Below are 25,676 nucleotides of genomic sequence, written 5' to 3'. Positions count from 1 at the left end.
GACTATGACGATAAAAAAGAATGTGGATGCTTCTTTGAGAGAACACAAAAAATTAGAAGAACAACATAATTCAGAAAAACAAAATAAATTAGAAAAACAGCAGAATTCGGAAAAACAAAATAAGTTCAGTGAACAGGATAATTTAAAGAAGCTGAATTCTGTTGAGCAGCAAAGTGATTTGAATGAAGTGTTAGATGAGGACATTTTGCTTAAGTTAGAACAATTGTTGGAACAGAATCAATTCGAATTGGTTTCAGGCAAAGTAAAACAAAATAAACTGAAATTAATTTATCTTATGAATGATGCAGTTGAAAGTTTTATTGTATTTGAAAATGCCAAAACTACAGGTGAGTACCTGAAAGAATATCAGGGTGAAATATTTTACTCATTAAGCAAAGAAGATGCAAATAAATATGTTTTGGTTGTCCATCAGAGAGATGTGGTTTTAACAATTTGGTTTGAAAAATTATCCATGGAAATTAATTTGTACCAATACGGTCGAACAGGACATTTCTGGGTGAAAGGTTACGAAAACATAAGACAGTTAGAATATAAAATCGCAATCCTAACAGACAAAAGAGATTATTTAGGAGAAGAATATTGCAATAAGGAAGAATTGGAACTTTCAAGGTTGAAGGATTTTCCACCACTTAATTATTGCTGTTATCCATCGGTGCCGGAAAAATATCTTGTGCCAAAGGAAAATCCATGGGTGCCAACAAGTGAAGCAATAGACATAATGAAAAAATATGCCCAGCTTGTTAAAGACGAATCGTTGGTTAAAGCCCTTGAAAAGTACAGAAACAATCCGGGAAAAAAGCAGGCTAAGAAGATTGCAACTATGCTACACCGAAACAGTCATAAACAAATAATTGACTATATAACAAACCGTTTTATAGAAATTACAGATGAATATCCAAAAAGACATTTCGGAAAAGCAAATGACGAAAAGTATAAGCTAATTATAAATAAAGGGAAAAAGCTCCAGAAACAGTTTGCAGAAAAAAATGTAAAAACGCAACTTTATATTGAAGAACCTTTTGTAGAATTAAAGGATTCAATAGAATTTAAAGTATATGTTTTGGTGGAAAAGAAGAGTATTCTAAATCAGAAAAATTACTATATTAAACTAACAGACAGTAATGATTTTAGAATGTTATAAAGAGTAAGGAGTTGTGAGTCGGGGGTGCGGACATTTTCTTGGACTATCTAAGTGACCAATCCAAGTCTATGTCTGTACTCTATAGGACTCAAATATCCTAATGATTTTTTTATTCTTTTTTCATTATACCAATAAAGATAATCATTTAAAATACCAATAAATTCTGAGATGTTTACCCCAGACCAATCTGCATTATAGAACATCTCATTTTTAATTCTTCCAAATACGCCCTCACAGGCAGAATTATCAGGTGAACAGCCTTTCTTTGACATTGATCGTATGAAACCATTTTTCTCCATCCTGTCAATCCAGCCTGGCCAGCGGTAGTGTACGCCTCTGTCTGAATGTATGATTGGTTTTTCTCCTACAGATAGTAATTTAGCTGCATCGTCAAGCATAGAATTGACAAGTAATGCATCTGGAGAAGTGCTTATATTCCAATTGACAAGTAAGCCATCAAAACAATCTACTATAGGCGATAAATAAACCTTTCCTGCCGGAATTGCAAACTCGGTTATATCTGTTAACCATTTTTCGTTAGGTTTAGATGCAGAAAAATTTCTGTTAATTAGATTATCTACTGCTGGAGATATTTCACCTTGATAGGAATTATATTTACGAGTTCGTTTGATTTTTACTACAAGTTGTTCTTCTTTCATAATCCTACGAATAACTTTTTCTGAGACAATTATATTTTCACGCTTAAGTAGGGCGTGAATTCGTCTGTAACCATACCGACCTTTATTCTCTGTAAATAATTCAATGACTCTAACACGTAAAAGTGTATATTTATCTTCTTTTTTTAGGGATTGTTCCTGATAATAATAACTGCTTTTTGATAATTGTAATTTCTGTAATAATAATGGCAGTGAGTATCTATTTTTCAAGACATCGATTATCACCGCCTTCTCTCTGTTGCTGAGAGCACTCTGATCGATGTCTGGGTCTTTTTTTAATACATTTATCGTTTCTTTAAGAATATCTATTTCTAATTGCATATCTTGTATTTGAGCCTTCAACTGATTTATTTCATCAGAAGAAATATCTGTACTTGAAACAGAACCTTCTACTAATGTTCCCGGAGTAATGTTTTTGTGATTCATAAGACCTAATGTACCTTCTTTTAAATAACGTTTTCGCCATTGATAAATACTAGCTCTACTATACCCAATGTCTTCTGAAACATATTTTATATTTTCTCCGAGCTCATAGCAACGGTGAATTGCATCTAATTTTACTTCTAATGGAGGATTGCGAGGATGATCAGGAGGATTATTAATTACAGGATATTCTTTCCTTGTTTTGGGTGGGGTATTTTCCTCAGCAATCCATGTGTACAGATTTCTACGTGTTGGATACCCTAGAATCCTAATAGTTTCAGTTACAGACTCTGTTTGATGATATATCCGTAGTGCAATATCTTTTTGTTCTTTTGAATACATAAAAAGGCTCCTTTCGAAGCCCTATAGTAGTCCAGAATTTTGTCCGCACCCTCGACTGTGAAATAAAGTCTGTAAATAGACATTCTATGATAAGTGATGGAGCTGTAAGTTCATGAAATGAGCTTGCAGCTCTTGTTTATATAACTAGCATATAAAAATACCCATGTCAAGGACGCCCGTTTTATAACGGGCGTATATTCATCCTTGATATTGGGTATTTTTTATGCTATTCAGGCAAACGGCCTTCGTACATAATGCTCAGTTCTCCATACACCTGAGCCCAGTTCCTTAAGGTCGTTGTCCATTTCTTCGTTGCTTCAAAGGTTGACAGGTACAGTGCTTTCAATAATGCCTTGTCGCTTGGAAATACACTTCTCTGACGATTAAGTTTCCTGTATGTTGAATTTAAACTTTCACACTCTCGTTTTACAGAAGCTACATATTTTAACTTTTTTTGAAAATTAATGAATATTGTTACGTCTTTTTCCTGTCATGTCAGAAACTACAAGTTTAAATACTGTTGTAACTTTCATCATATTTGTGTTGAATTTGAAATCTTCTGCGTGATATTGATTCATTAAAATCTTTAAAGCCTCGAATTTATGCTCATCGTCAATGAATTCAATTGTTCCGTGACCAATAACACTTTCATAACCCATTGTACATGACATACGCTCTTCATATAGAATAAAGTTGTGGTTACAGTCCATTTCAAAAGTTGCACGATTATCTTTTCTAATTAAATCTAACTTAGTTCCTTTAGTTGCACAGTGGAAATATAATTCAACCTGTTTTCCGTCAACTACATTAAGACCAAAATTAAGAGGCACAATGTAAGGATAGTCTCCGTCATTAAATGCTAATCTACAGGCATCACATTTTTTTATGATTTCAACAATTTCATCAAAATCTGTAATTTCACGATCTTTTCTTCTCATACTAATCACCTTTCTAACTATTAAAATAGTTATTCCTTTCTTAATATTAAAGTACAATATATTTTAATTTAAAACAAGTTAAAATGTTTACAGGCATTATAAATACCATTGTCATCTACATTGGTAGTAACATAATCTGCTTGATTCCGTAAGCTTTGTAAGAAGGTTCAACAAAGAAATATTCCTTGTGAAAACGACACCAAGGTGAATTTTTGATAGAATCCAACTTGAATTCATCAGGATATAAACAGGCAATGTAAGCTTTGTAAATTTGAGGAAAGTTTTTAGGATCCAAACTGAGGACAATTCTTGTATTCATATAGATGTGATGAGTCAGGTTGTAAAAATTTTCATCAGGAGCAAATCTGATGTCAGAGTTTTCTGTTTGAATAGCCCAAGTGTACCCTTTAGCTTGACATTCATCTATTCATCTATAAGAGAAATCATATCTTCTCTAGGAAGTGGTTTTATATCAATTAGTTTGTTATCAATTGTTATACCATAACCACCGGCAACTAAAGTTACGTCAATATCGAAAAAAATATATTTCTTATTCATTGTGTTTCTTCCGTATTTAAAAGTATTTCTTTTAAACAACATTGTTTCTTATATATTACGAAAAGGAAAAATTAACTTATACAAAAATAATCTTTGATTAATATAAAAATAGTATATTTGTTTATACTAAAATAGTAAAATGGTTAATTTGACATTACATTATAATTGAATTAAGATGGAGAAAAGACTGAAAATGAAGGAGACGTATTATGGAAAGAAAGAACGCTTGGAAAACATATAATGATAGTGAAAAAGAACAATTACAGAGTTTAAATGCAGACTATATAGATTTTTTGTCTGAATGCAAAACAGAAAGAGAATGTATTAGCGAAACAGTAAAAAGAGCTAAGGAAAAAGGCTATATTAGTTTAGAAGAAGCTATTGCAAATAGCAAGAAATTAAAACAGGGCGATAAAGTTTATGCAGTTTGTATGAACAAGACAATTGCCTTATTTAATATAGGTAAGGAACCATTAGAAAAAGGTATGAATATTCTTGGGGCACATGTGGATTCACCTCGAATGGACATAAAACAGAATCCGTTATATGAGAACGAAGGTATGGCTTACCTTGACACACATTATTACGGTGGTATTAAGAAGTATCAGTGGGTAACATTACCACTTGCAATCCATGGCGTAATTGTTAAGAAGGACGGCACAACAGTTAATGTAAATATTGGTGAGAAACCGGAGGATCCTGTATTTTGTGTTACAGATTTACTTATTCATCTTGCGGCTAATCAAATGGAAAAGAAAGCAGCAAAAGTTGTTGAAGGAGAAAATCTTGATATTTTAGTTGGAACAATACCTCTTAATGATGAAGAAAAGGAAGCTACTAAAAAAGGTGTTCTTGAAATTCTTAAAGAAATGTATAGCATGGAAGAAGAAGATTTCATGTCTGCAGAGCTTGAAGTTGTACCGGCAGGAAGAGCAAGAGAAATGGGATTTGACAGAAGCATGATTATTTCATACGGTCAGGATGACAGAGTGTGTGCTTACACTTCATTAGTAGCAATGCTTGAAATGGAGAAGGTTGATAAGACTTCATGTTGCCTTTTAGTAGACAAAGAAGAAATCGGTAGTGTTGGTGCTACAGGAATGCAGTCACGCTTCTTTGAAAATACAGTGGCAGAATTATTAAATTTATTTGATGATTACAGTGAAATCAAATTAAAGAGATGTCTTGCTAACAGCAGAATGTTATCATCAGATGTAAATGCAGCATTCGATGCATTATATGCAGAAGCTTTCCAGAAGAACAGTTCATCATTTATGGGAAAAGGTGTTGTATTTAACAAGTTTACAGGACGTGGCGGCAAGTCTGGTTCAAATGATGCTAACGCAGAATATCTTGCAGCCTTAAGAAAGATCATGGATGACAATAATGTAAACTACCAGATGGCTGAACTTGGAAAAGTAGATATTGGTGGCGGCGGTACAATCGCTTACATTATGGCATTATACGGTATGGAAGTTATTGATAGTGGTGTTGCAGTATTAAGCATGCATGCACCATGGGAAGTAACAAACAAGGCAGATGTTTATGAAGCATATAAGTGCTATAAGGCATTTTTAAAGGATGCATAAAATAGTTGAAAAATGAGAATGGTAATTTTTTAAAAGAAGGGGACACAATCGTAATGCCAAAAGATGTGCCACATGCAGTATTTGGTGAGAAAAGATTTAAAATGGAATTAGTTGTTTCATTTTAAATAAATAATACAAAAAGTAACTACAATATGATAGAATGGAAAACGGACTTTAAGGAGAAAGAATGGAAAAAAACAAAAGAGAAAATAAGTCTAATGTACTTTATTTCCTAGGAAGAATTTTAAGTTGTGAAGTAAAGACGGATTCTTTTAAGGTTTACCATGAGGAAGAAAGTATTTTTACAAAAATATCACTAAAGGATAACAATAAGTCTTTTGAAAAATTAAAAGCCACAGCGAAGAAAGATGCTAAGGCAAATGGACTTTTGAGCAATGCTGAAAAAAATGCAAAAACTATTATAAGTTCTTTTTTCTGGAAAGAATACAACAAAGATGAGTACAAAATAAAATATATAGGATAAATGAGGTTAAGGTTTTGGTAAAAGGATTTGATAATGAGAAATATTTAAAGATGCAATCAGAGCATATTAAGGAAAGAATTGCACAGTTTGGGAACAAGTTGTATTTGGAATTTGGTGGTAAGCTTTTTGATGACTATCATGCATCAAGAGTGTTGCCGGGATTTGAGCCAGACTCAAAGTTACAAATGTTATTACAGTTAAAAGACCATGCAGAAGTTGTAATTGTAATTAGCGCAGAAGACATTGAAGAAAACAAGATTCGTGGAGATTACGGAATTACATACGACATGGACGTGTTAAGATTAATTGACGAATTCCAGTCAGTAGGTTTGTATGTGGGAAGTGTATGTTTAACAAAATTTACAGGACAGCCTGCAGCAGAATCATTCCAGAACAGATTGCAGGAATTAGGAATTAAGTCTTACAGACATTACAAGATTCCGGGCTATCCAAATGATGTTGATTACATAGTTAGTGATAATGGATATGGTAAAAATGATTACATTGAAACAGAAAGACCATTAGTTGTTATAACAGCTCCGGGACCTGGAAGCGGAAAGATGGCAACCTGCCTTTCACAGTTGTACCATGAACACAAAAGAGGAATTAACGCAGGATATGCCAAGTTCGAAACTTTTCCAATTTGGAATATTCCATTAAAACATCCGGTAAACTTAGCATACGAAGCTGCAACAGCAGACTTAAATGATGTTAATATGATTGACCCATATCATCTTGAAGCTTACGGTGAAACAACAGTCAACTACAATAGAGACATTGAAATTTTCCCTGTTGTAAATGCAATATTCCAATTAATATCAGGAGAAAGTCCATACAAGTCACCTACAGACATGGGTGTTAACATGGCAGGTAACTGTATTATAGATGACGAAGTTTGTTGCAAGGCTTCAAAGCAGGAAATAATCAGAAGATACTATCAGGCACTTTGTGAAAAAAGAAGAGCCGGTGAAACAAAGAAGAATATTTCAAAGTTAGAGAATTTAATGCAGCAGGCGCAGATTACCGTAGAAGACAGAAAAGTAATTGTTGAAGCATTAAAGAAGGAAAAAGAAACAGATGGAAAACCTGTTGTGGCATTAGAACTTCCAAATGGAAAAATAGTAACAGGAAGTACATCCGATTTGTTAGGAGCAGCGGCAGCAGCTCTTCTTAACGGAATAAAAGCTTTAGGGGAAATAGAAGACGATGTGAAATTAATTGCAAAAGAAGCAATTGAACCAATACAGATTTTGAAAACAAATTATCTTGGTAGCAAGAACCCACGTCTTCATACAGATGAAATCCTAATTGCATTATCATCAACAGCAGCTCATAACGAAAACGCAAAGAAAGCAATGAGCCAGCTACATAAATTAAAAGGATGTGATGCACACTCAACAGTATTATTGTCATCAGTAGATGAGAATATATTTAAAAAATTAGGAATCCAACTTACATGCGAACCAAAGTATGAGCATGACGGAAGGAAATATCATAAACTGTAAATTATGATGGAAAACTTGATTTAGTACAAATATTTGAAAATATAATTAAAAGAATAAATATAGAAAGTTCCCAATTAAGTTGATTGTAGAAATGGCTTGGTTTGGAACTTTTTTCTTGGGAAATATTCTTTAGTAGATGAGGAATGTAAGATGATAAAATTGTTAGTCTTTAATATTGAAGGCTGAAGTTGGTACTAATGGAGGACTCAAAAAAATCAATGTATTGAAAGCACAAATGAAATAGAAATCAATGTGAAAGAAATGTTGAGGGAATATATAATGGTGTAAATTACAAAGTAAAAAATAAAATTATGACACCTTTATAACAAATGGTATCTAGAAAAGTTTTTTTTGTATGTTAGAATATAACAATGTAAACAAAAAAGAGGAGGAGTTAAAAAATGAAAAAGTTACAAAGTAGAATACTGGCAATTGTACTTGTAATTGCCGTGGCAGGAGCTTACATGCCAATTTCAGAAGTACCAACTTATGCAGCTACTAAAAAAGTAAAGCTGAGTAAAAAGAAAGTACGTCTAAAAGTTGGGAAAAAGAAAACTATTAAATTAAAAAATGTAAGGAAAAAGGTTAAATGGAAAGTAGTAAAAGGGAAAAAAGTAGTTTCCATTAAGAAAAAAGGAAAATTAAAAAACAAAATTGTAATTAAAGCTAAAAAAGCCGGAAAGGCAGTAATAAAAGCTACATATAAGAAAAAGAAATACAAAGTAAAAGTAACGGTAAAAAATAGTAAAGGGGAACAGCAAACATCAGGAAATGCACAGACATCTACAACAGTTGCTCCTACAACTGCAAATGGTGTAGTAGTTACAACTAAAGTTGTAGAATCAAAAACAGAGATTACGACGGAAACTCTGACAGCAGCGCCAACAGAGGCACCGACAGTAGCGCCAACAGAGGCATCAACAGTAGCGCCAACAGAGGCACCGACAGTAGCCCCAACAGAGGCACCAACGGTAGCACCATCAACAGCGGATCCTAATAAACCTGCAGCACCGATAGGATTAACATTTGCAGGAAGCAAGGATTTACCATTCTATTTTGCATGGGCAATTACTGAAGGAGTTACATATAATTTTTACATAAATGATACAAAAATTGAATCAGGAATTGTTGCAGGATTCTATAATTGTGATTCAAAATATTTTACAACAGTGGGAGATTATAAAATTTCCGTAACAGCAGAAAAAAATGGATATGAGTCAGATAAAGCTACAATCGATTTTAAAGTAACAAAAGATAATGTAGCTACAACAGAGGCGTCTACGGAAGCACCAACGGTAACCCCAACAGAGGCGTCTACAGAAGCACCAACGGTAGCACCAACAGAGGCGTCTACAGAAGCACCTACCGAAGCACCAACGGAAGCTCCAACTAAGGCACCGGAAGATGCATCTCATGTAGTAAAGAATCCGGGGGTTCAGGAGGAAGCAGCTGATTCTCAGGTAGCAAGTGACATTTCACTTACACCATATTGGGATGGTATTGATGATAAATTGTCATCAACCAAAGGAAATACAAGTGACAACGAAGGAATAGAAAAATTATTTGACAATAATGTTAATACAAAGTTCTTTACAAATGATGCTCCGGCAATCACTATTGCATGGAAAATGAAGAGAGCAGTTACACTTAAGAGTTACACATTTGTATTAGCAGGGGATGCATCCACATATAAGCATAGAGATCCTCACAGCTGGGCAGTATATGCATCAATGGATGGTGAAAACTGGACAACTGTTTCAGATGTTGATAATGGTGGAATTACCCACACAAATAATGGTGAATACACATTTAATTGTACAACAAAGATGTCAGCACAATATTTTATGATTATTATTAAAAATAGTGGTGATGATGGAAAGTTGTATTATGGTTCACAGATGTCTGAAATTTATCTGAAAGGTGATGTCGACAGAATTACAGAAAGTAGAGGAAGTGATATTACGGATCAGGTAAGTGGAATAGATACTGGGGCTACTACAATAAACGGATTTAATTCAAATGAAGGTGTGGAAAATATATTTGATGGTAAGAGAGCAACTAAATTATATTCTACATCTCAGATACCGGGGAATATAGTATGGAAAATGAAACAGAATACAACACTTTACAGTTACACAATTACAACTGCTAACGATAATTCAAAATATACAAACAGAACAATTAAGGCATGGAAGTTATACGGCTTGGCTGACGGAAAAAACTGGGAATTAATTGATACGGTAAATGAAAGCGGAATGGCAGATCAGGATTATGCTGATTACACATATCTTGTTGATAAGATAGGAACATATACTCAGTATAAAATGGAAATTACAGAATTGTACGGAAATAGTTTCCAGATTTCAGACATTACATTAAGGGGTAATTCAGTAACTGATAGTGAGTTCAAAGCTTTGTTTGTAGGTGACTGGGAACAGGTTACAGCAAAGGGATATAAAGAAGCATTGTATAATGCATTCTACGAGGTTTACCCAAGACAGTATAAACGTTGGGGAACAGGTTCGGAACCTAAAAAAATATTTGTAAGAGCTGACAAGGGATATGATGGAGTGGCATACACATCCGGTTCTTCAATAGTAATTTCAGTTGATTGGATGAATAATAATCCAAGAGGAATTGGATATTTTACACATGAGTTAACACATGCTGTACAGCAGTACGGAAATGTATCTTCATCATCAAAAGCATGGTGGGTAGAAAATATGGCAAATTACGGTGGATTCCGTTACTATCACTGGGCACATGAAGATACTGCGCAGGTATATTATGCCAACGATACATCCCTTCAGGACTGGGGCTATGAGGCATATGGAAATAATAAATGGTTCTTCTCATATATGGATTCAAAATATCCAACAACAAAGGATAGTAATGGCAATGTAAAATACGGTCTTATTGATAGTCTCAACCATTTATTAAAGGACAATAAGGGTACAACATATGATGATAATCCATATGATACATCAACACCATGGAATCAGTTAGTAAAACAGATTACAGGATATGATTGTATAGAAGCTCTTAGATTACATTATGTAGATGAACTTAAAAACGGTACATGGACATTTACCGGATTTGGAAATTATTCAGATAATTGGATCACTACAGATTTGCCGGGAGTACCTAATATTGATTATCCTGCTTACGTAGGAAAAAATCATGGAAATACAACCGGTACAAAACTGTCTTCAGCAGTAACAAGCGGAACAAATTTATTGTCAGGTGCAACAATTATCAGTGAATCAGGTTACACAAAGGATGGTGAGTCTTCATCTAAACTTATTGATGGCGATTTGTCAACAAAATGGTGTGCAACATCTGGAAGCGTCGAAAACCAGGCATATGCTTTATCAGGTGCTCAGCACTTTGTAAAGATAGACCTTGGAAGTACAAAGACATTTAATACCTATACTCTTTACAATACACAAAGTAAGGAAGGTTTTGGTAATACTACTGAATGGGAAGTTCTTGTATCAAACGATGGAAAAGAATGGAAGTCAGTAGATTATCAAGTAAATCAGAATGATGCAATTTCATCCTTTGACATAGGAAAACAGACAGCAAGATACATTGTATTTAAGATATTTAATTCAGATAATGGTGGAGTTGGTACTGTAAGACTTTACGAACTTCAGTTATATAACAGATAGAAAAATATTTAATGACCCTTTATGCTATTAACAGTGGCATAAAGGGTTTTTTTAGGTTAAAATAAAAATGAAAGGATATTTAAGGAGTTGAGAATGGATAATAAAAAAATATTTTTAGCACCTGGAGCCCATATTGTGGGAAATGTCAGTCTTGGGGAAAATGTAGGAATATGGTACAATGCAGTAGTCCGTGCTGATATGGAAAGTATTACAATTGGAAACAACACTAATATACAGGATAATTGTACATTGCATACAGGAAATGGATTTCCAATTGTTGTTGGAGAGGGAGTAACCATAGGACATAATGCTATTGTACATGGATGCCATATTGGAGATAATACAGTAATCGGAATGGGTAGTATTTTATTAAATGGAGCCAAAGTAGGAAGAAACTGTATTATAGGAGCAGGAACTCTTGTTACGGGGAAAATGGAAATTCCTGATAATTCAATGGCCTTTGGAAATCCGGCAAAAATAATTAGAAAACTTACATCAAAAGAGATAATGGCTAATAAAGAAAATGCTATGGAGTATGTGAAACTTATGAAGGAATATAATTAAAAAGACTGAAATACGATTTTCTAATGATAGGAAAAGAGACATGAGTAATTGGATATTTAAAAATAAAAAATTTGTATCGGCTTTGGCATTTTTGTGTGCGGCAGGATGGTCATTGGCGTATCCTCTTATAAAACTTGGATATTCAAATCTAAATGTGGCATCAGATGATCTTGGAAGCAAAATCAATATTAATAATAATTTCTCTTGTGTTAATATCAGCAGTATGTTTTGGTATATACAATCAGCTGATTGCCTGTAACCTAATAAGCAAAATAGCAATTTTTAATGCATTTATTCCTATATTGGGAGTTATATTCTCGGCAATAATATTAGGAGAGCCAATGAAGTTTAAGTACTTTGTAGCAGGAATGCTTGTGGCACTTGGAGTGTATGTAATTAATAAATTTGATGGTAAGTAGAAGGAGGAAAGAATCATGAAGAAGATGTTAACTTTTGTAATTGCAGTAATCTCGTTATGTGGTTTATTTACCATACTAAAGAGTGACAATGCCTATGCGGCAACCAACAGACTGTTGGAGAAGGACAAGGTATACTATTATGATTTGGATGGAGATGGCACTAAGGAAAAGATATATTACCAGACCCATGTAAGCGCTAAAGACAATGAGTTTTTTGACAGTGTAAGTCTGTTTATAAATGACAAAAATGTATATACAAAAAAATTAACAGACGTATGGGCAAGCTATAAGGTAATTGACTTTGACACTTCTGACAAGACAATAGAGTTAAATTTTCAGATAGGCAGTTATTCGTATACATTGGATTACAGTTCTTTTCAAAGATGGAACGGAAAAGAAATTACAGAATTTGAAACAAGCAGTAACAAGGCACTGATGTATGGGAGAGGATATCGGTTCAAGAATGTGAAAGGTAATGGAAGGTTCCATATTATTGTGGATACACCTTACGCATTGCCAATAGGATGTTTTTACGCAGATATTCCATTACAGTTAAAAGGTGATAAAATTGTACCGGCTACGGGAACTTACAAACTTGTGGAAAGCTCAAAAAAATATATGTATACTGTAAAGAAAAATATGAAAGTGTACAAAACTGCATCTAAAAAATCAAAGAATAAATTTACTTTGAAAAAGGGAGATAAGCTTAGAATTATAAAAATCAAGCCGGCAAAGAATGTAGCAAAACGCCCTAAGGGAAAATATAGTCTTGATAAGAGGGATAACGGGTTTGCATATGTAAAAACTAAAACCGGAAAGAAGGGATGGATTTTCTTAAGTAAGAAAATGTCAAGCTGGGGAAAGAAAACTTTGTTTAAAAAGGTTCCGGGATGGGGCTGATACAATAGTGATAACTCCCTATCTCTTTTTTATAACTCACTTATTTTAAGTCAGCAGGAAAAACAATATCCTGCTGATTTCTTATTTTATCCATAACCTTCAATGCCATAAGAGAATATCTGATATTTCCTCAGGAAGTCCAAATAATTTAACCAGCGGATGAATGCAGTACATTCCAATGTCCGTAAGAGACCCGTTTGAAAAATCTTTGTTAAAGGCGAAGATAATTGTAAGGATGACGGGACATATAAGTATGTAGTCAGACGAAAAGGGAAAGCAACAAATCATTATACAAGCAATCTAGATGAAAAGATTGATTTTATGCAGGCATTTGAATTTTAATTGCATACAACAATAACAAATCCACTATTGCATTATATTGAATTGAGCGATACAATGCTATAGGAAATTAAATATAGGGGAGCTTGTAGGCAGGCTGAGAGGAAGTAATCAACTTCGACCCTTAAACCTGATTTGGATAATGCCAACGTAGGAATTAAGTATAGGATTTAATGCGGACAAACCAGATTAGGTTTGTCTGTTTTTCATTTTAACGTAACAATTATGATGAGATTCTGCTGTAAAAAGTATTCAGCAGAACGATAAGGAGGAAATATGTTTAAGAAATGTGTAGAAAACGTAAGAAATAATGTGCCTTTAGTTCACAACATTACTAATTATGTAACAGTAAATGATGTGGCTAATGTTTTACTGGCTTGTGGCGGCAGCCCAATTATGTCAGATGATATTGATGATGTGGAAGATATTACATCTATTTGTGGTGGTTTGAACATTAATATTGGAACATTAAATAAAAACACCATACCATCTATGTTTGCAGCAGGAAAGAAAGCAAATGAATTAGGACATGTTGTTTTACTTGATCCTGTTGGGGCAGGGGCAAGCAAGTTAAGAACTAATACAGCAAATGAATTAATGGAAAAAGTGAAATTTGATGTTGTAAGAGGAAATATTTCAGAAGTTAAGACTTTAATGCTGGGTACAGGAAGTACAAAAGGTGTAGATGCAGATGTTTCTGACAAAGTAACAGATGAAAACTTAGACGACACTATTAGCAAGCTCAAGAGTTTTTCAAAGGCAACAGGAAGCATTATCGCAGTAACAGGCGCAATTGATTTAGTTTGTGACAGCGAAAAATGCTATGTTATAAGAAATGGTAGAGCCGAAATGAGTTCAATTACAGGAACAGGATGCCAGTTATCAGGTTTGATGACAGCGTTTTTAGTTGCAAATCCAGAAAACAAATTGGAAGCAGCAGCGGCAGCAGTTTGTACAATGGGACTTGCCGGAGAAATTGCATGGTCAAGAATGAGTGAAGGCGATGGAAACTCAACATACAGAAACAGAATTATTGATGCCATCTACAATATGGATGGTGAAACATTAGAAAAAGGAGCTAAATATGAAGTTAAGTAATACAACAAAGGAAGAATTGCTTTTATACGGCGTAACTGACAGAGCTTGGTTAAATGGCGAAACTTTGTACAGTCAGGTTGAAAAAGCTTTAAAAGGCGGAGCAACTTTTATGCAACTTCGAGAAAAGAAACTTGATGAAGAAAGTTTTTTGAAGGAAGCCATTGAGATAAAAGAATTATGTAGAAAGTACAATGTACCATTTGTAATTAATGACAATGTTGATATTGCTTTGGAAATGGATGCTGACGGCGTTCATGTTGGACAAAGTGACATGGAAGCTTTAGATGTAAGGGCAAAGCTTGGTCCTGATAAGATTATTGGTGTGTCAGCGCAAACTGTTGAGCAGGCAATTTTAGCGGAAAAACACGGAGCAGATTATTTAGGAGTAGGCGCAGTTTTTCCAACCGGCTCCAAAGATGATGCAGAAGAAGTTACTTTTGAAACACTGAAAGCAATATGTCAGGCAGTAAAAATTCCTGTTATTGCCATTGGTGGAATTTCAAAAGGCAATGTTTTAGAACTTGCAGGCAGTGGCATTTGCGGTATAGCAGTTATTAGCGCTATTTTTGCAGCAAAGGATATTGAAGAAGCAACTAAGGAATTAAAAGAAAAAGCAATCAAAATGTTAGAAAAAGGTGAATAATGGCAAAAGGATTTATTTTTGATGTTGATGGGACAATACTTGATTCTATGGAAATATGGATGGATGCAGCTAAGTTGTATTTAAAGGATTTAGGTATTGAGGCTGAGGAAAACTTAGGAGACATTATGTTTAGCCTGACTATGGCAGAAGGAGCAGAGTATATTAGAAAAACATATAAGGTTAATCTTTCTGACAAGGAAATTTGCGATGGTATAAACCAAAAGGTTTTTGGTTTTTACAAAGAAGAAGCTCCACTTAAAGGGAAGTCAATTGAAATTTTAGAGTATGCTCAAAAGAATAACATACCTATGGTGGTTGCAACATCAACAGACCGTCCTATGATTGAGGCGGCTTTTGAAAGGTTGAATCTTGGAAAATATTTTAAGAAAATATATACAACTACAGAGGTTGGTTCAGGAAAAGACAAACCGGAAATTTTTATGAGAGCAATGGAAACATTAGGTACAAAACCTGATGAAACATGGCTGTTCGAAGACGGAGTTTATTCCATGGACACAGCAAAGAAAATGGGTATTCACACAGTTGGTATATATGATAAGTCCAGTGATAAGGATCAGGATATGGTTAAGAGCCTTGCAGATGTTTATATAACAAGCTGGGATGAATATGAAAAAGTAATTAAGGCTGTTAAGTAAAACATAAACATATGATGAACCGTTGTTGACACAGGGTAAAAGAATGTTTACCAGCAAAAAGAGTGTTTAATAACAAAAATTAACAGTTGATAAGTTACTAAAATGATAAGTTAGTAAAGCGGTAAATCGGGGGCACCACTTTTTACCGCTATAAAAAACAGTAGAAATACTGTACCACAATAGAAGACATAAGGAGGAAGCAAAATGAACACAGCATTAACCATTGCGGGAAGTGATTCATGTGGAGGCGCCGGAATACAAGCAGATTTAAAGACAATGACAACTAATGGAGTGTATGGCATGAGTGCCATTACAGCTTTAACTGCTCAAAATACAACCGGCGTATCAGACATTTACGAAGTAACAGCAGATTTTTTAAAGGCACAGCTAAAGGCAATATTTGAGGATATTACACCTGATGCAATTAAGATTGGAATGGTATCTTCAAAAGATTTGATTATAGCAATTGCCGAGAGCCTAAAGAAATACAATGGCAAGAACATTGTGTTAGATCCGGTCATGGTAGCAACAAGTGGAGCAAAATTAATTAGCGATGATGCAATAGAAACACTGAAGGAATATTTAATTCCAATGGCTACTGTAATCACACCGAACATTCCGGAAGCAGAAGTTTTATCAGAAATGAAAATAACTAATGAAGAGGAAATGATTAAGGCAGCAGAAAAAATCAGCAAAAAGTATAATGTTGCAGTTTTGTGCAAAGGTGGTCACAGCATTAATGATGCCAATGATCTATTGTACAGAGATGGTGAATACAAATGGTTTAAGGGGAAACGAATCAACAATCCAAATACACATGGAACAGGATGTACACTTTCAAGTGCTATTGCTTCAAATCTTGCCAAGGGAAGAAATCTTGATGAGGCAGTTGAGAAAGCAAAAGCATATATTTCAGGTGCTTTAGGAGCAATGCTTGATTTAGGAAAGGGTAGTGGACCAATGAATCATGCATTTGCAGTAGAAGGCGAATACTAGAATTAATGGGAGGTACAAAATGGATAAAAAAGGAACATCAGTATTTAGCAACAGTTTAATTTGGTTTGGAGCAGGAGTATCAATTGCAGAAATAGTTACAGGTACATATCTTGCATCGCTAGGAATGGCAAAGGGAATCGCAGCAATTATTATAGGACATCTTATAGGGTGTGGCTTGCTTTTTCTTGCAGGATTAATTGGTGCAAAAACAAAGAAAAGTGCCATGGAAACTGTAAAAATCAGTTTCGGTGAAAAAGGCAGTATTATTTTTGCAGTTTTAAATGTAATTCAGTTGGCAGGTTGGACAGCAATTATGATATATGACGGCGCAGTTTCAGCTAATGGAATTTTTGGCACAGGTCGTCTTATTTGGTGTATTGTAATTGGCTGTTTAATTATTGTTTGGATTTTTATTGGAATTAAAAATATTGAAAAAATAAATGTTGTGGCAATGACAGCATTGTTTGTTTTAACAATTATTTTATGTAGAGTTGTATTTTTCACAGGGAAAGGTGCTACAGCAGTGGCAGCAGATGGACTTACATTTGGGGCAGCAGTAGAGCTTGCAGTAGCGATGCCACTTTCATGGTTACCTTTAATCAGTGATTATACAAGAGAAGCAGAGAAGCCTGTTAAGGCAACAGCGGCAAGTGCCATTGTTTACGGTTTGGTAAGTTGTTGGATGTACATAATCGGTATGGGAGCAGCTATTTTTGCAGAAAATGCCGGTATAGACCAGATTATGTTAAAAGCAGGTTTAGGTATTGCCGGACTACTTATTATAGTATTTTCAACAGTTACAACTACATACCTTGATGCCTATTCAGCAGGTATTTCAAGCGAGTCGATTTGGAAAAAAATTAATGGAAAATATATGGCAATAATAATTACAGTTATTGGAACTGTTGGCGCAATAGTCTATCCAATGGACGATATTACAGATTTCTTATATTTAATAGGTTCAGTATTTGCCCCAATGATAGCAATTCAGATTGCAGACTATTTTGTAATTAAAGGATCTAGTGAAGATAAAAGCTTCAATGCTGTAAACATTGTTATTTGGGTAATCGGATTTGCGCTATATAGATATTTAATGACAGTAGACATAATTGTAGGAAACACATTACCAGATATGGTAATAACACTTATATTATGCGTTATTGTAAATTTTGTTATGAAAAAATCAAAAGCTTAAATTGATTAAAAAAACACAGGGAGAAGGATAGCAAATATCTAAATTACCTGTGTTTTTTATTGTCATAAATTAGTTCTTGATTTCTTTAGTAAACATTCTATTTAACAGATAAGCATGTACAAAGCCTGATATTTCAGGTAGAAATACAATAAAAACTGTAAAGCCTTTAATAACTATTACCCACATAACAATATCTACAACTGTCATTATTAAGAATGACCATATATATTTAACTACAAACTGCCAGGATAATTTCAGAACTCTTCTCACACTGTCATAGAACTGGGCAATGTATGCAAAGGCAGCACTTAAAACCATGTAATAGAATAGAAAAATAATCACATACAAAGGTAGTGCATATTGAAATACACCGCCAATGGTTTTGGTATTTAAAACTATGTAAATGCTTGTAAGTAAAACAGCTCCGATTACTCCAAGTATTAACCAGACAATAGTGGCAATTTTGAAGTTTTCTTTAAAAGCCTTAAAGAAACTTTTTGTAATGTAGGATTCCTCATCTTTTACAAGTTTAAGCATTACAGAGTAAAAGGCTGTAGTAGAAGCACCGATGGTTATAATAGGTATTGAGCATACAAGCCAAAGTAAAGTAGCAATTAGAGTGTCTGTAGCTTTGTTTAAAAAGTTAATAAATTTTCCGTCGTAATCTAAAATATGTCCCATTATTTTCACCTCAATCAATGTAATTGAAAGTCCTTTCTTTTAGTTATTGTTAATTGGTTTGATGTATAAACTGATTTCTATATTCTTTTGGACTAAGTCCTGTATTCTTCTTAAAAAGAGAAGAAAAATAAGCCGCATCATGTATACCGATACTATCAGCAATTTCAAAAGTTCTAAGAGTAGAGCCTGCTAACAAATCTTTTGCTAAGGCAATTCTCAAAGTAGTAATGTAATTGATTATTGAAATGCCACATTCTTTCTTAAAAGTTCTGCTAAGGTAAGATTCATTTGAATTTACAATTTTTGCTAAAACTTCCAAAGATAAATCTTCAGCTATATGGTCCTGAATGTAAGAAATAGTTTCCTGTACAAAATCACTGTATTTCTTAGTGGATTGAGTAAGGAGTTGTTTAACGGTATTAAGTAAATCTCCTATGAAAGTTTTTAACTGAAAAATATCTGAACAGTTATTTATCATGCCACTGTAATCTTTTTCAGGCAAAATCAAATGTGACTTCAAAACTACTCTGTAGCAAATATAATAAATTTGGAAACATATATTTACAGCAGTATCTTCATCAGCAAAAGAGCTTTGCAGTTTAATGAAAATGTCAGAGGCAATATCGTTAGATTTCTTAAAGTCAAGTTGTATTATGGCTGTTTCAAAATCATGTAAAAGTAATGTAGTTTCTGCTGAAAGATTGTTATTACCATCAGCGGCTTTGGCAGTGTAAGTTACAATGTGCGAAGAAGAATAAAAGCATAGCGACAAAGCCGAAATAGCCTGTGAAACACCTGCTGCAAATTCTTCAATGCAGTTATGATGTTCGCTTATGCCAACAAATACCGGCTCGTTGTATTCTTTATAAAATTCGTTAATAACAAGGTTACAGTTGTCTACTATCTGCCCTATGTAATTTTCGTTTGTTTCATAATAAATAGTTATAATCAGATTATTATATCTGTAGCAATAGCCGTTGGATTTAAAATCAATAATTGTGTCTTTAAGCAGATTAATTGAATCTGTTGAATCAACTAATTGAAAGGCCGCAACATAGAAGCCATTCAAATTAATATCGTGTTCAGCAGCACGTTTTTTTATATCCTCAGTTACAACAGAAGAGTCTGTTAATTCCTGAAAAACAGTATCTTTTAAATAAGCAAATTCCTTTTCATCAATTGTTTTGTTGCTTCTTGAGGTAATCAGTTTCTGGGCTACATTTTGAACAGATTCAATAATTTTTTCTTTTGCCGCAGGCTTTAATATATATTCGTTTACCTGATATTTAATTGCAGACTGGGCATATTCAAATTCGGAATAACCTGACAAAATAATAACTGCAATATCAGGGTGGTTTTCATAAACATATTCTGCCAGCCCTATACCATCAAGAACAGGCATTTTTATATCAGTTAAAACAATGTCAATATTGTTGTTTTCTATAATTTCGATTGCCTCTTTGCCGTTACTGGCAGTGGCAGTAACCTGACAATCATAAGCATCCCAATTAATATAATCAGATAAGCCTTTTCTAATGACAACTTCGTCATCAACAATTAACAAGTGAAATTTCATAGTGTGTTCCTCCTTACAAAGTTGTATCTTCAAAGTTAAATGGTACCATAAAGGAAATTGTAGTTTTTTCCATTGGTATACTTTCTATATGTAAGCTGGAATTTTCTCCATACATAAGAAATAAACGTCTGTTTAGGTTTTTTAATCCAACATGAGTGTGACCACCAACCTGTACATCCTGTGTTTCGTTGGTATCAAAAGTTGGAATTTTGGTAAAACCAACACCATCATCAACTACAGATATACAAACATTGTCACTAATTTTCTTTATGGAAATAGTTAAAGTACCTGATGTTTCTTTTGGCTCCAAGCCATGTACATAAGCATTTTCAACTAATGTTTGAATTGAGAAAATTGGTATATGACATTTATCAAGATTTGGTTCAATATCAAAAAATACCTGTATTTTATCTTCAAATCTCATTTTTTGTAAATAGTTATAAAATCTAACATAAGACAATTCATCTTCAACAGTAGCTTCAAAATTATCTCTTGAAATAACTGTGGCTTTTAACAGTTCCCCGAGAGCAATTGCCATGGAATAAATTTCATTATTATCTGACATCTGAGCTTTCCAAGCCATTGTATTAAGCACATTAAATAGAAAATGTGGATTAATCTGTGACTGTAAGGCTCTGATTTCTGCATCTTTTAAAAGCATGTTTTGTTCTAAAATATCATCATGATATGAATGGATTTCGCTTAACATATTATTAACTGATAATTGAAGAGAATAGAACTCTTCGTAATCATCAAGGGAAGAAATGTGTTCTGAATAATTTCCATCAGCTATTCTGTCAACATATCCCTTCATAACTGTTATAGGGCGGGTAATAACCCTACTAAATAAGAAAGCAATAATTGTTACGGCAACAATTATTAAAATAATTACAACTATATATGGAAGTAATACATTAAATAATTGTTTTGATATTTGAGCTTTAGGTGCCATAACTACAGTGTTAAGTTCCATTTTTTCTATATTGTTTGATAGGGCAAGATAACTATTATCTTTAAAAGTTGTATCAAAAAATACCCAGTCACTGTTTTTTATAATAGAATTTTTTAGTGCATTCATTTCGTGTTTAGTAGTATTTCCATCGGTCCCGGAAATAAGTTCAACATCTTTATTATATAGAAAAATATGCCAACCGTTAGAAATACTTTGAGTTAAGTCAGCAAGCCATTCCTTTTTGTCAATGGAAATAATTACTGTGCCTAGAATTTCACCACTATCTGAACTGTAAATGGATCTGATGAAATACAGGCAATTGGAATTATCCAAAGAACGTATTGTTAAAGTTGGAGTTTCCTCATTATAAGTTCTATATATTGTTGTTGTCTCTGTTGTGGATAAAACAGATTCATCTTTTGAGACGTGAATCTGGCTACCCTGATTATTATAAACGTATATTGAATTAATGTAGGATTTCTCCCATATATTGTTCATAATAAGAACAGAAGTCATTTGTTTTAAAACTACTGATGAATTAGCATTATATTCATAGTTTTTTTCCAGCCATTTATAAACTGAATCATTTAAAGTAAGTATTCTGTATACAGAATCTATTGTATCTATATTATTGGAAATGGCATCAATTGTGGAACGGCCTTCCTGTAACATCTGCTCCTGATAGCTTTTGGTAAATTCCTTAGCAGTTTTGTAAGAAAGAAGAATACCACTTACAAGTAGGGCAACTACGATTGTAATGGTAATAAGAGCAGTAACCTGTGTTTTGATTTTTTTTCTGTGTGTGTGAGCTTTGCCGGCTTTTGTTATTTCGGTAATGTTCACATTATTAGTTTTTTCTTTATTAATAGTCATGTAAACCTCTTCTGTATAAATGTATAAAATAGAATCCTATTTGTATTGCTTTTTGTTTATGTTAATTATAACATAAGAAAATAATAAAAGTTGCGTTTATGGAAAATAGACAAAAAATTACAAAAAAATGTAAAAATATGTAAAAAAATCACAAGTTTAAGTAAAAATATTCTATTCAGAAACACACAAAAAACAAATATAATGTAATCATCAAACAGAGCGAAGGAGGAATATTTTATGAGAAAGAAGAAATTGTTAAGCTTGTTACTTGTTGGAACAATGGTAGCAGGACTTATAACAGGATGTGGTTCTTCAAGCAAGGACACATCAAAGAGTGATTCAGGAAAATCAAAGGACGGAAAGGTAGTACTTAACGTAATTAACTATCATGTAGGTACAGATTACGCAGCAGATTACTACAAATACTTATTTGATGCATTTAAGAAAACAGATGAAGGAAAGAACGTTGAATTTAATTTTGAAGAAATTCCTACAACAGATGCATTTAACCAGAAGATTAAATTATTAATTTCAAGTGGTGATTTACCAGACATCGTTTTAAATGGTGGAAACAACATTACAGCATTAGCTGCTAAGTCAGGTAAGGTTCAGGACTTAACACAGTATCTTGAAGATGACAAAAAATGGAAAGCAATGTTTAGTGATACAGACCTTGAGTTTAACTCATACAAAGGTAAGGTTTATGGAATTCCAGTATCAAAAGAAATTTCATACATTTACTATAACAAAGACTTATTTAAGAAAGCAGGAATTGAAGCTCCTAAAACAGGATATGCAACATGGGATGAATTCTTTGCAGCATGTGATAAGTTGAAAGCAAAAGGAATTACACCTGTAAGTATGGACAGCGCAGACCTTGGCTGGTTATCAAATCTTTGGTACAGCGGTTTAATTGGTACAGCAGGAAAAGAAGGAAACGACTTTATGAACAAGCAGTACCCAACAGACTACAATACATCAGTTGTTGAAGATGCAACAGCAACACTTCAGAAAATGCTTCAGAAGTATACAACATCAGATGCACTTGGCGGAAAATATGACACAATGGCTACACACTTCTTTAACGGAGAAGTTGCAATGCTTCCAAATGGACCTTGGATGATTCCTGATTTCAAGAGCACAGACAAAGCTCCTGAAGGTTTCTATGACAAAGTTGGTATTATGCTTCTTCCAGGTTCAGGTATGGAAAGTGTTCCAACACCTGGTGACATGGTAGGTGCAAAGGATCCTGATAAGATTAAAGCAGCAGTAGCATTCTTAAAATTCGAAACATCTGCTGAAAATCAGATTAAAGCATTAGAAATGGCAGGATTGCAGCCAGTATCAAGCAACATTGAAGTACCACAGTCTCTTAAAGATTCAGATCCATTAATGGCAGACGTATTAGAGATTCAGTCAAAAGCTAAGTACACATACGGTCAGAACCAAGCTTACTGGTATCAGAATGTTATTGATGTATTCTCAAATCAGTTGCCTGAATTAGCTTATGGAAACATTACACCAAAAGAATTCTGTAAGAAATTATCAGACGCAGCTAAGAAAAATTAAAGTAAATTAAGGTTGATGACTGTCTCATATAAATAATCACAAAGAAAATTATATGGGACAGTCTTTTTTTGTGAAAGGATAGTGAGAAAATGTCTACAAAAAATAAAAAAGGATGGATATTGGCATTTGCATTACCCTGTGTGATTCTATTTTGCATAGTGTATGCAATACCTTTGATAATGGTTATAGTTACATCATTTTGTAATTATTCAGTGGCACAGTCACCGGTATTTCAGGGATTGGATAATTTTAAAACAATTTTTGCAGATCCGGATTTCAAAGTCGCAATTATTAACACATTAAAATGGGTGTTAATACAGTCAACATTACATGTTTCTATTGGTTTTATTATGGCTCTTATTTTAAGAAGAAAACCAAGAGGCTGGAAATTTACAAGAGTAGCTTATGTAATACCTAACATTATACCTACAGCTGCAACAGCAGTAATGTATTCATTATTATTAAATCCTACATTCGGTGTAGTAAAAATGATATACGAGAAATTAGGAATTGACACAACAATGGTAATTAACCTTTTTGGTAATTCAAAATATGCATTCTGGACAGTAACAGCAACATGGGTATTTTATTCAGGATTTAACATGTTAATTTTCTTAGGTGAAATGCAGGCAATAAGCCCTGACATTTACGAAGCAGCACAGGTAGACGGAGCAACACCGGGACAGGCTGACAGATACATAACAATTCCATTAATGAAGAATGCATTTGGAACATGTGTAATTTTAGCTTCAGTTGCAATGGTATCACAGTTTGACATTATTTATATGACAACCAAGGGCGGACCTGGTAACAGTACGTTGAACCTGCCAATGTATTTGTACAAGATAATTACTTTAGAGAACAATTATGGTAAGGCAAATGCAGTTGGTGTTGTACAGATTATATTAGGTTTAGTTTTAGTAATTTTAATTCAGAAACTATTTAACCAGAAAAAAGATTTAGAGGAGGTATAAAGATGGCAGAAAAAGTAAGCGGACCGAAATCATTAAAAAAACAGCCGGCTGCCTTAAGGGTTGTTCTAAGCATATTTAAATATTTATTCCTTCTTCTAATTGTATTTATATCAATTGGACCAATTATATGGGCAGCATTAAGTTCATTTAAAACTTATGCGGAAATCAATGCCTCAGCATTATCATTACCTAAGGCATTCCATTTCTCAAACTATGTAGATGCATTTAAATATGCACCTATTCAGAAATACTTTTTAAACAGTGTAATTGTAGTAGGTGTCAGCGTTCTTGTAACACTTATTGTAGTAGGAATGTGTGCCTATGTTACTGCAAGATACAACTTTAAATTAAAACCTTTGCTTGTACTTATGATTTCAGCATCATTAATGTTACCTGCACAGGCTATATCACAGCCATTATTCTCAATGTTCAAAACATTGGGTATATATGATACAAAACTTGGACTAATTATAGTCTACGCGGCCATGGGAATTCCAATGTCATTCTTCGTAATGACAAGTTATTATAAAACAATTCCTTTAGCACTTGAAGAATCAGCATATATTGACGGAGCATCATTTATACAGTCTTTTACAAAGGTAATTCTTCCTTTAGCAAAACCTGGATTTGCAACAATAGCAATGCTTCAGTTTATTAATACATGGAACGAGTTCTACTTTGCATTAATGCTCACAAGTGGAGACACAGCAAGAACAGTTCCAATTGCATTAAATTATTATTTAGGAACATTTGCAAACAATTATTCAGCACTGTTTGCGGCGGTAGTTATAACAGTATTACCAACAATTATTTTCTTTATTATATTACAGAAACAGGTTATGGAAAGTTTAACAGCAGGAGCTGTTAAGGGCTAAATTTTAGAGAAAATTAT

At 33.6% G+C, this 25,676-nt stretch carries 23 protein-coding genes and 1 riboswitch; of the genes, 16 read left to right on the top strand and 7 right to left on the bottom strand.

Annotated elements, in window-relative coordinates:
* Window positions 1–4: 4 nt before the first annotated feature.
* The gene (locus ACQY63_RS05320; protein WP_428244829.1) at window positions 5–1,162 is read left to right on the top strand and encodes a DUF3878 family protein; all 1,158 of its coding nucleotides are present in this window, start codon (window positions 5–7) and stop codon (window positions 1,160–1,162) included.
* Between the two features lie 47 nt (window positions 1,163–1,209).
* On the opposite strand, the gene ACQY63_RS05315 is transcribed toward ACQY63_RS05320, so the two are convergent.
* From ACQY63_RS05315 to ACQY63_RS05300, 4 genes are all read right to left on the bottom strand, one after another.
* Window positions 1,210–2,604, bottom strand: a complete 1,395-nt coding sequence (locus ACQY63_RS05315; RefSeq protein WP_412622513.1) for an IS3 family transposase — start codon at window positions 2,602–2,604, stop codon at window positions 1,210–1,212.
* Between the two features lie 226 nt (window positions 2,605–2,830).
* On the bottom strand, window positions 2,831–3,076 hold the full coding sequence (locus ACQY63_RS05310; RefSeq protein ID WP_412335122.1) for a transposase: 246 nt from the start codon (window positions 3,074–3,076) through the stop codon (window positions 2,831–2,833).
* Entirely contained in the window at window positions 3,066–3,542 is a 477-nt protein-coding gene (locus tag ACQY63_RS05305; RefSeq protein ID WP_022164994.1) for a pyridoxamine 5'-phosphate oxidase family protein, read from the bottom strand. The genes ACQY63_RS05310 and ACQY63_RS05305 overlap by 11 nt, the downstream gene beginning before the upstream one ends.
* 423 nt (window positions 3,543–3,965) lie before the next feature.
* Window positions 3,966–4,100, bottom strand: a complete 135-nt coding sequence (locus tag ACQY63_RS05300; RefSeq protein WP_022164993.1) for a hypothetical protein — start codon at window positions 4,098–4,100, stop codon at window positions 3,966–3,968.
* Window positions 4,101–4,309: 209 nt separating this feature from the next.
* Between ACQY63_RS05300 and ACQY63_RS05295 the strand changes: the two genes are divergently transcribed.
* The 12 genes from ACQY63_RS05295 to cytX all read left to right on the top strand — a co-directional run bounded on the left by ACQY63_RS05295 (window position 4,310) and on the right by cytX (window position 18,159).
* Entirely contained in the window at window positions 4,310–5,689 is a 1,380-nt protein-coding gene (locus ACQY63_RS05295) for an aminopeptidase (protein WP_022164992.1), read from the top strand.
* A gap of 187 nt (window positions 5,690–5,876) precedes the next feature.
* Window positions 5,877–6,173 (top strand): DUF4230 domain-containing protein, encoded by a 297-nt coding sequence (locus ACQY63_RS05290; RefSeq protein WP_022164991.1) that lies wholly within the window; start codon window positions 5,877–5,879, stop codon window positions 6,171–6,173.
* A 14-nt stretch (window positions 6,174–6,187) separates the two neighbouring features.
* A complete protein-coding gene (locus tag ACQY63_RS05285) occupies window positions 6,188–7,678 on the top strand; it encodes a DUF1846 domain-containing protein (RefSeq protein ID WP_022164990.1) in 1,491 nt (496 codons plus the stop codon).
* Window positions 7,679–8,079: 401 nt separating this feature from the next.
* Complete coding sequence (locus tag ACQY63_RS05280; protein ID WP_428244828.1) at window positions 8,080–11,349, top strand: discoidin domain-containing protein; 3,270 nt, start codon at window positions 8,080–8,082, stop codon at window positions 11,347–11,349.
* Between the two features lie 93 nt (window positions 11,350–11,442).
* Entirely contained in the window at window positions 11,443–11,913 is a 471-nt protein-coding gene (locus tag ACQY63_RS05275) for a gamma carbonic anhydrase family protein (protein ID WP_022164988.1), read from the top strand.
* 152 nt (window positions 11,914–12,065) lie between these two features.
* Window positions 12,066–12,332, top strand: coding sequence for an EamA family transporter (locus tag ACQY63_RS05270; RefSeq protein ID WP_428244827.1), 267 nt, complete (start codon window positions 12,066–12,068; stop codon window positions 12,330–12,332).
* Window positions 12,333–12,347: 15 nt separating this feature from the next.
* Window positions 12,348–13,232, top strand: coding sequence for a hypothetical protein (locus ACQY63_RS05265; RefSeq protein ID WP_022164986.1), 885 nt, complete (start codon window positions 12,348–12,350; stop codon window positions 13,230–13,232).
* Between the two features lie 407 nt (window positions 13,233–13,639).
* A riboswitch (TPP riboswitch) is annotated at window positions 13,640–13,745 on the top strand.
* 102 nt (window positions 13,746–13,847) lie between these two features.
* Window positions 13,848–14,669: a hydroxyethylthiazole kinase gene (thiM, locus tag ACQY63_RS05260; RefSeq protein WP_022164985.1), complete on the top strand. Its 822-nt coding sequence runs from the start codon at window positions 13,848–13,850 to the stop codon at window positions 14,667–14,669.
* Window positions 14,656–15,312, top strand: a complete 657-nt coding sequence (gene thiE / locus ACQY63_RS05255) for a thiamine phosphate synthase (RefSeq protein WP_428244826.1) — start codon at window positions 14,656–14,658, stop codon at window positions 15,310–15,312. The genes thiM and thiE overlap by 14 nt, the downstream gene beginning before the upstream one ends.
* Entirely contained in the window at window positions 15,312–15,968 is a 657-nt protein-coding gene (locus tag ACQY63_RS05250; RefSeq protein ID WP_412622502.1) for an HAD family hydrolase, read from the top strand. Before thiE ends, ACQY63_RS05250 begins: the two co-directional genes overlap by 1 nt.
* A gap of 204 nt (window positions 15,969–16,172) precedes the next feature.
* Entirely contained in the window at window positions 16,173–16,964 is a 792-nt protein-coding gene (gene thiD, locus ACQY63_RS05245; protein ID WP_022164982.1) for a bifunctional hydroxymethylpyrimidine kinase/phosphomethylpyrimidine kinase, read from the top strand.
* Window positions 16,965–16,983: 19 nt separating this feature from the next.
* Window positions 16,984–18,159: a putative hydroxymethylpyrimidine transporter CytX gene (cytX, locus tag ACQY63_RS05240; protein ID WP_302689579.1), complete on the top strand. Its 1,176-nt coding sequence runs from the start codon at window positions 16,984–16,986 to the stop codon at window positions 18,157–18,159.
* Window positions 18,160–18,228: 69 nt separating this feature from the next.
* On the opposite strand, the gene ACQY63_RS05235 is transcribed toward cytX, so the two are convergent.
* The 3 genes from ACQY63_RS05235 to ACQY63_RS05225 are packed head-to-tail and all read right to left on the bottom strand — an operon-like array spanning window position 18,229 to window position 22,241.
* A complete protein-coding gene (locus ACQY63_RS05235; RefSeq protein WP_412622499.1) occupies window positions 18,229–18,840 on the bottom strand; it encodes a YesL family protein in 612 nt (203 codons plus the stop codon).
* A 49-nt stretch (window positions 18,841–18,889) separates the two neighbouring features.
* Window positions 18,890–20,416: a response regulator gene (locus ACQY63_RS05230; protein WP_290988550.1), complete on the bottom strand. Its 1,527-nt coding sequence runs from the start codon at window positions 20,414–20,416 to the stop codon at window positions 18,890–18,892.
* Between the two features lie 13 nt (window positions 20,417–20,429).
* Window positions 20,430–22,241: a cache domain-containing sensor histidine kinase gene (locus ACQY63_RS05225; protein WP_303000510.1), complete on the bottom strand. Its 1,812-nt coding sequence runs from the start codon at window positions 22,239–22,241 to the stop codon at window positions 20,430–20,432.
* Between the two features lie 237 nt (window positions 22,242–22,478).
* Here ACQY63_RS05225 and ACQY63_RS05220 point away from each other — a divergent pair, with 237 nt between their 5' ends.
* From ACQY63_RS05220 to ACQY63_RS05210, 3 genes are all read left to right on the top strand, one after another.
* Window positions 22,479–23,810, top strand: coding sequence for an ABC transporter substrate-binding protein (locus ACQY63_RS05220; protein WP_412622497.1), 1,332 nt, complete (start codon window positions 22,479–22,481; stop codon window positions 23,808–23,810).
* 89 nt (window positions 23,811–23,899) lie between these two features.
* Entirely contained in the window at window positions 23,900–24,784 is an 885-nt protein-coding gene (locus tag ACQY63_RS05215) for a carbohydrate ABC transporter permease (RefSeq protein ID WP_022164975.1), read from the top strand.
* A 2-nt stretch (window positions 24,785–24,786) separates the two neighbouring features.
* On the top strand, window positions 24,787–25,659 hold the full coding sequence (locus ACQY63_RS05210; RefSeq protein WP_022164974.1) for a carbohydrate ABC transporter permease: 873 nt from the start codon (window positions 24,787–24,789) through the stop codon (window positions 25,657–25,659).
* Window positions 25,660–25,676 lie beyond the last annotated feature (17 nt).

The organism is Eubacterium sp. Marseille-QA0814, from assembly GCF_965119675.1.
Classification (GTDB): Bacteria; Bacillota; Clostridia; order Lachnospirales; family Lachnospiraceae; genus Eubacterium_G.
Note: the sequence above shows the minus strand (reverse complement) of the source record. Positions and strands in the feature narration are given on the sequence as shown.

What these genes read in the sequence shown, in the direction of transcription:
- ACQY63_RS05320 (WP_428244829.1), top strand. Translation starts at nt 5, where the DNA reads ATGACGATAAAAAAGAATGTGGATGCTTCTTTGAGAGAACACAAAAAA.
- ACQY63_RS05315 (WP_412622513.1), bottom strand. Translation starts at nt 2,604, where the DNA reads ATGTATTCAAAAGAACAAAAAGATATTGCACTACGGATATATCATCAA.
- ACQY63_RS05305 (WP_022164994.1), bottom strand. Translation starts at nt 3,542, where the DNA reads ATGAGAAGAAAAGATCGTGAAATTACAGATTTTGATGAAATTGTTGAA.
- ACQY63_RS05300 (WP_022164993.1), bottom strand. Translation starts at nt 4,100, where the DNA reads ATGAATAAGAAATATATTTTTTTCGATATTGACGTAACTTTAGTTGCC.
- ACQY63_RS05295 (WP_022164992.1), top strand. Translation starts at nt 4,310, where the DNA reads ATGGAAAGAAAGAACGCTTGGAAAACATATAATGATAGTGAAAAAGAA.
- ACQY63_RS05290 (WP_022164991.1), top strand. Translation starts at nt 5,877, where the DNA reads ATGGAAAAAAACAAAAGAGAAAATAAGTCTAATGTACTTTATTTCCTA.
- ACQY63_RS05280 (WP_428244828.1), top strand. Translation starts at nt 8,080, where the DNA reads ATGAAAAAGTTACAAAGTAGAATACTGGCAATTGTACTTGTAATTGCC.
- ACQY63_RS05275 (WP_022164988.1), top strand. Translation starts at nt 11,443, where the DNA reads ATGGATAATAAAAAAATATTTTTAGCACCTGGAGCCCATATTGTGGGA.
- ACQY63_RS05270 (WP_428244827.1), top strand. Translation starts at nt 12,066, where the DNA reads ATGTGGCATCAGATGATCTTGGAAGCAAAATCAATATTAATAATAATT.
- ACQY63_RS05265 (WP_022164986.1), top strand. Translation starts at nt 12,348, where the DNA reads ATGAAGAAGATGTTAACTTTTGTAATTGCAGTAATCTCGTTATGTGGT.
- thiM (WP_022164985.1), top strand. Translation starts at nt 13,848, where the DNA reads ATGTTTAAGAAATGTGTAGAAAACGTAAGAAATAATGTGCCTTTAGTT.
- thiE (WP_428244826.1), top strand. Translation starts at nt 14,656, where the DNA reads ATGAAGTTAAGTAATACAACAAAGGAAGAATTGCTTTTATACGGCGTA.
- ACQY63_RS05250 (WP_412622502.1), top strand. Translation starts at nt 15,312, where the DNA reads ATGGCAAAAGGATTTATTTTTGATGTTGATGGGACAATACTTGATTCT.
- thiD (WP_022164982.1), top strand. Translation starts at nt 16,173, where the DNA reads ATGAACACAGCATTAACCATTGCGGGAAGTGATTCATGTGGAGGCGCC.
- cytX (WP_302689579.1), top strand. Translation starts at nt 16,984, where the DNA reads ATGGATAAAAAAGGAACATCAGTATTTAGCAACAGTTTAATTTGGTTT.
- ACQY63_RS05235 (WP_412622499.1), bottom strand. Translation starts at nt 18,840, where the DNA reads ATGGGACATATTTTAGATTACGACGGAAAATTTATTAACTTTTTAAAC.
- ACQY63_RS05230 (WP_290988550.1), bottom strand. Translation starts at nt 20,416, where the DNA reads ATGAAATTTCACTTGTTAATTGTTGATGACGAAGTTGTCATTAGAAAA.
- ACQY63_RS05225 (WP_303000510.1), bottom strand. Translation starts at nt 22,241, where the DNA reads ATGACTATTAATAAAGAAAAAACTAATAATGTGAACATTACCGAAATA.
- ACQY63_RS05220 (WP_412622497.1), top strand. Translation starts at nt 22,479, where the DNA reads ATGAGAAAGAAGAAATTGTTAAGCTTGTTACTTGTTGGAACAATGGTA.
- ACQY63_RS05215 (WP_022164975.1), top strand. Translation starts at nt 23,900, where the DNA reads ATGTCTACAAAAAATAAAAAAGGATGGATATTGGCATTTGCATTACCC.
- ACQY63_RS05210 (WP_022164974.1), top strand. Translation starts at nt 24,787, where the DNA reads ATGGCAGAAAAAGTAAGCGGACCGAAATCATTAAAAAAACAGCCGGCT.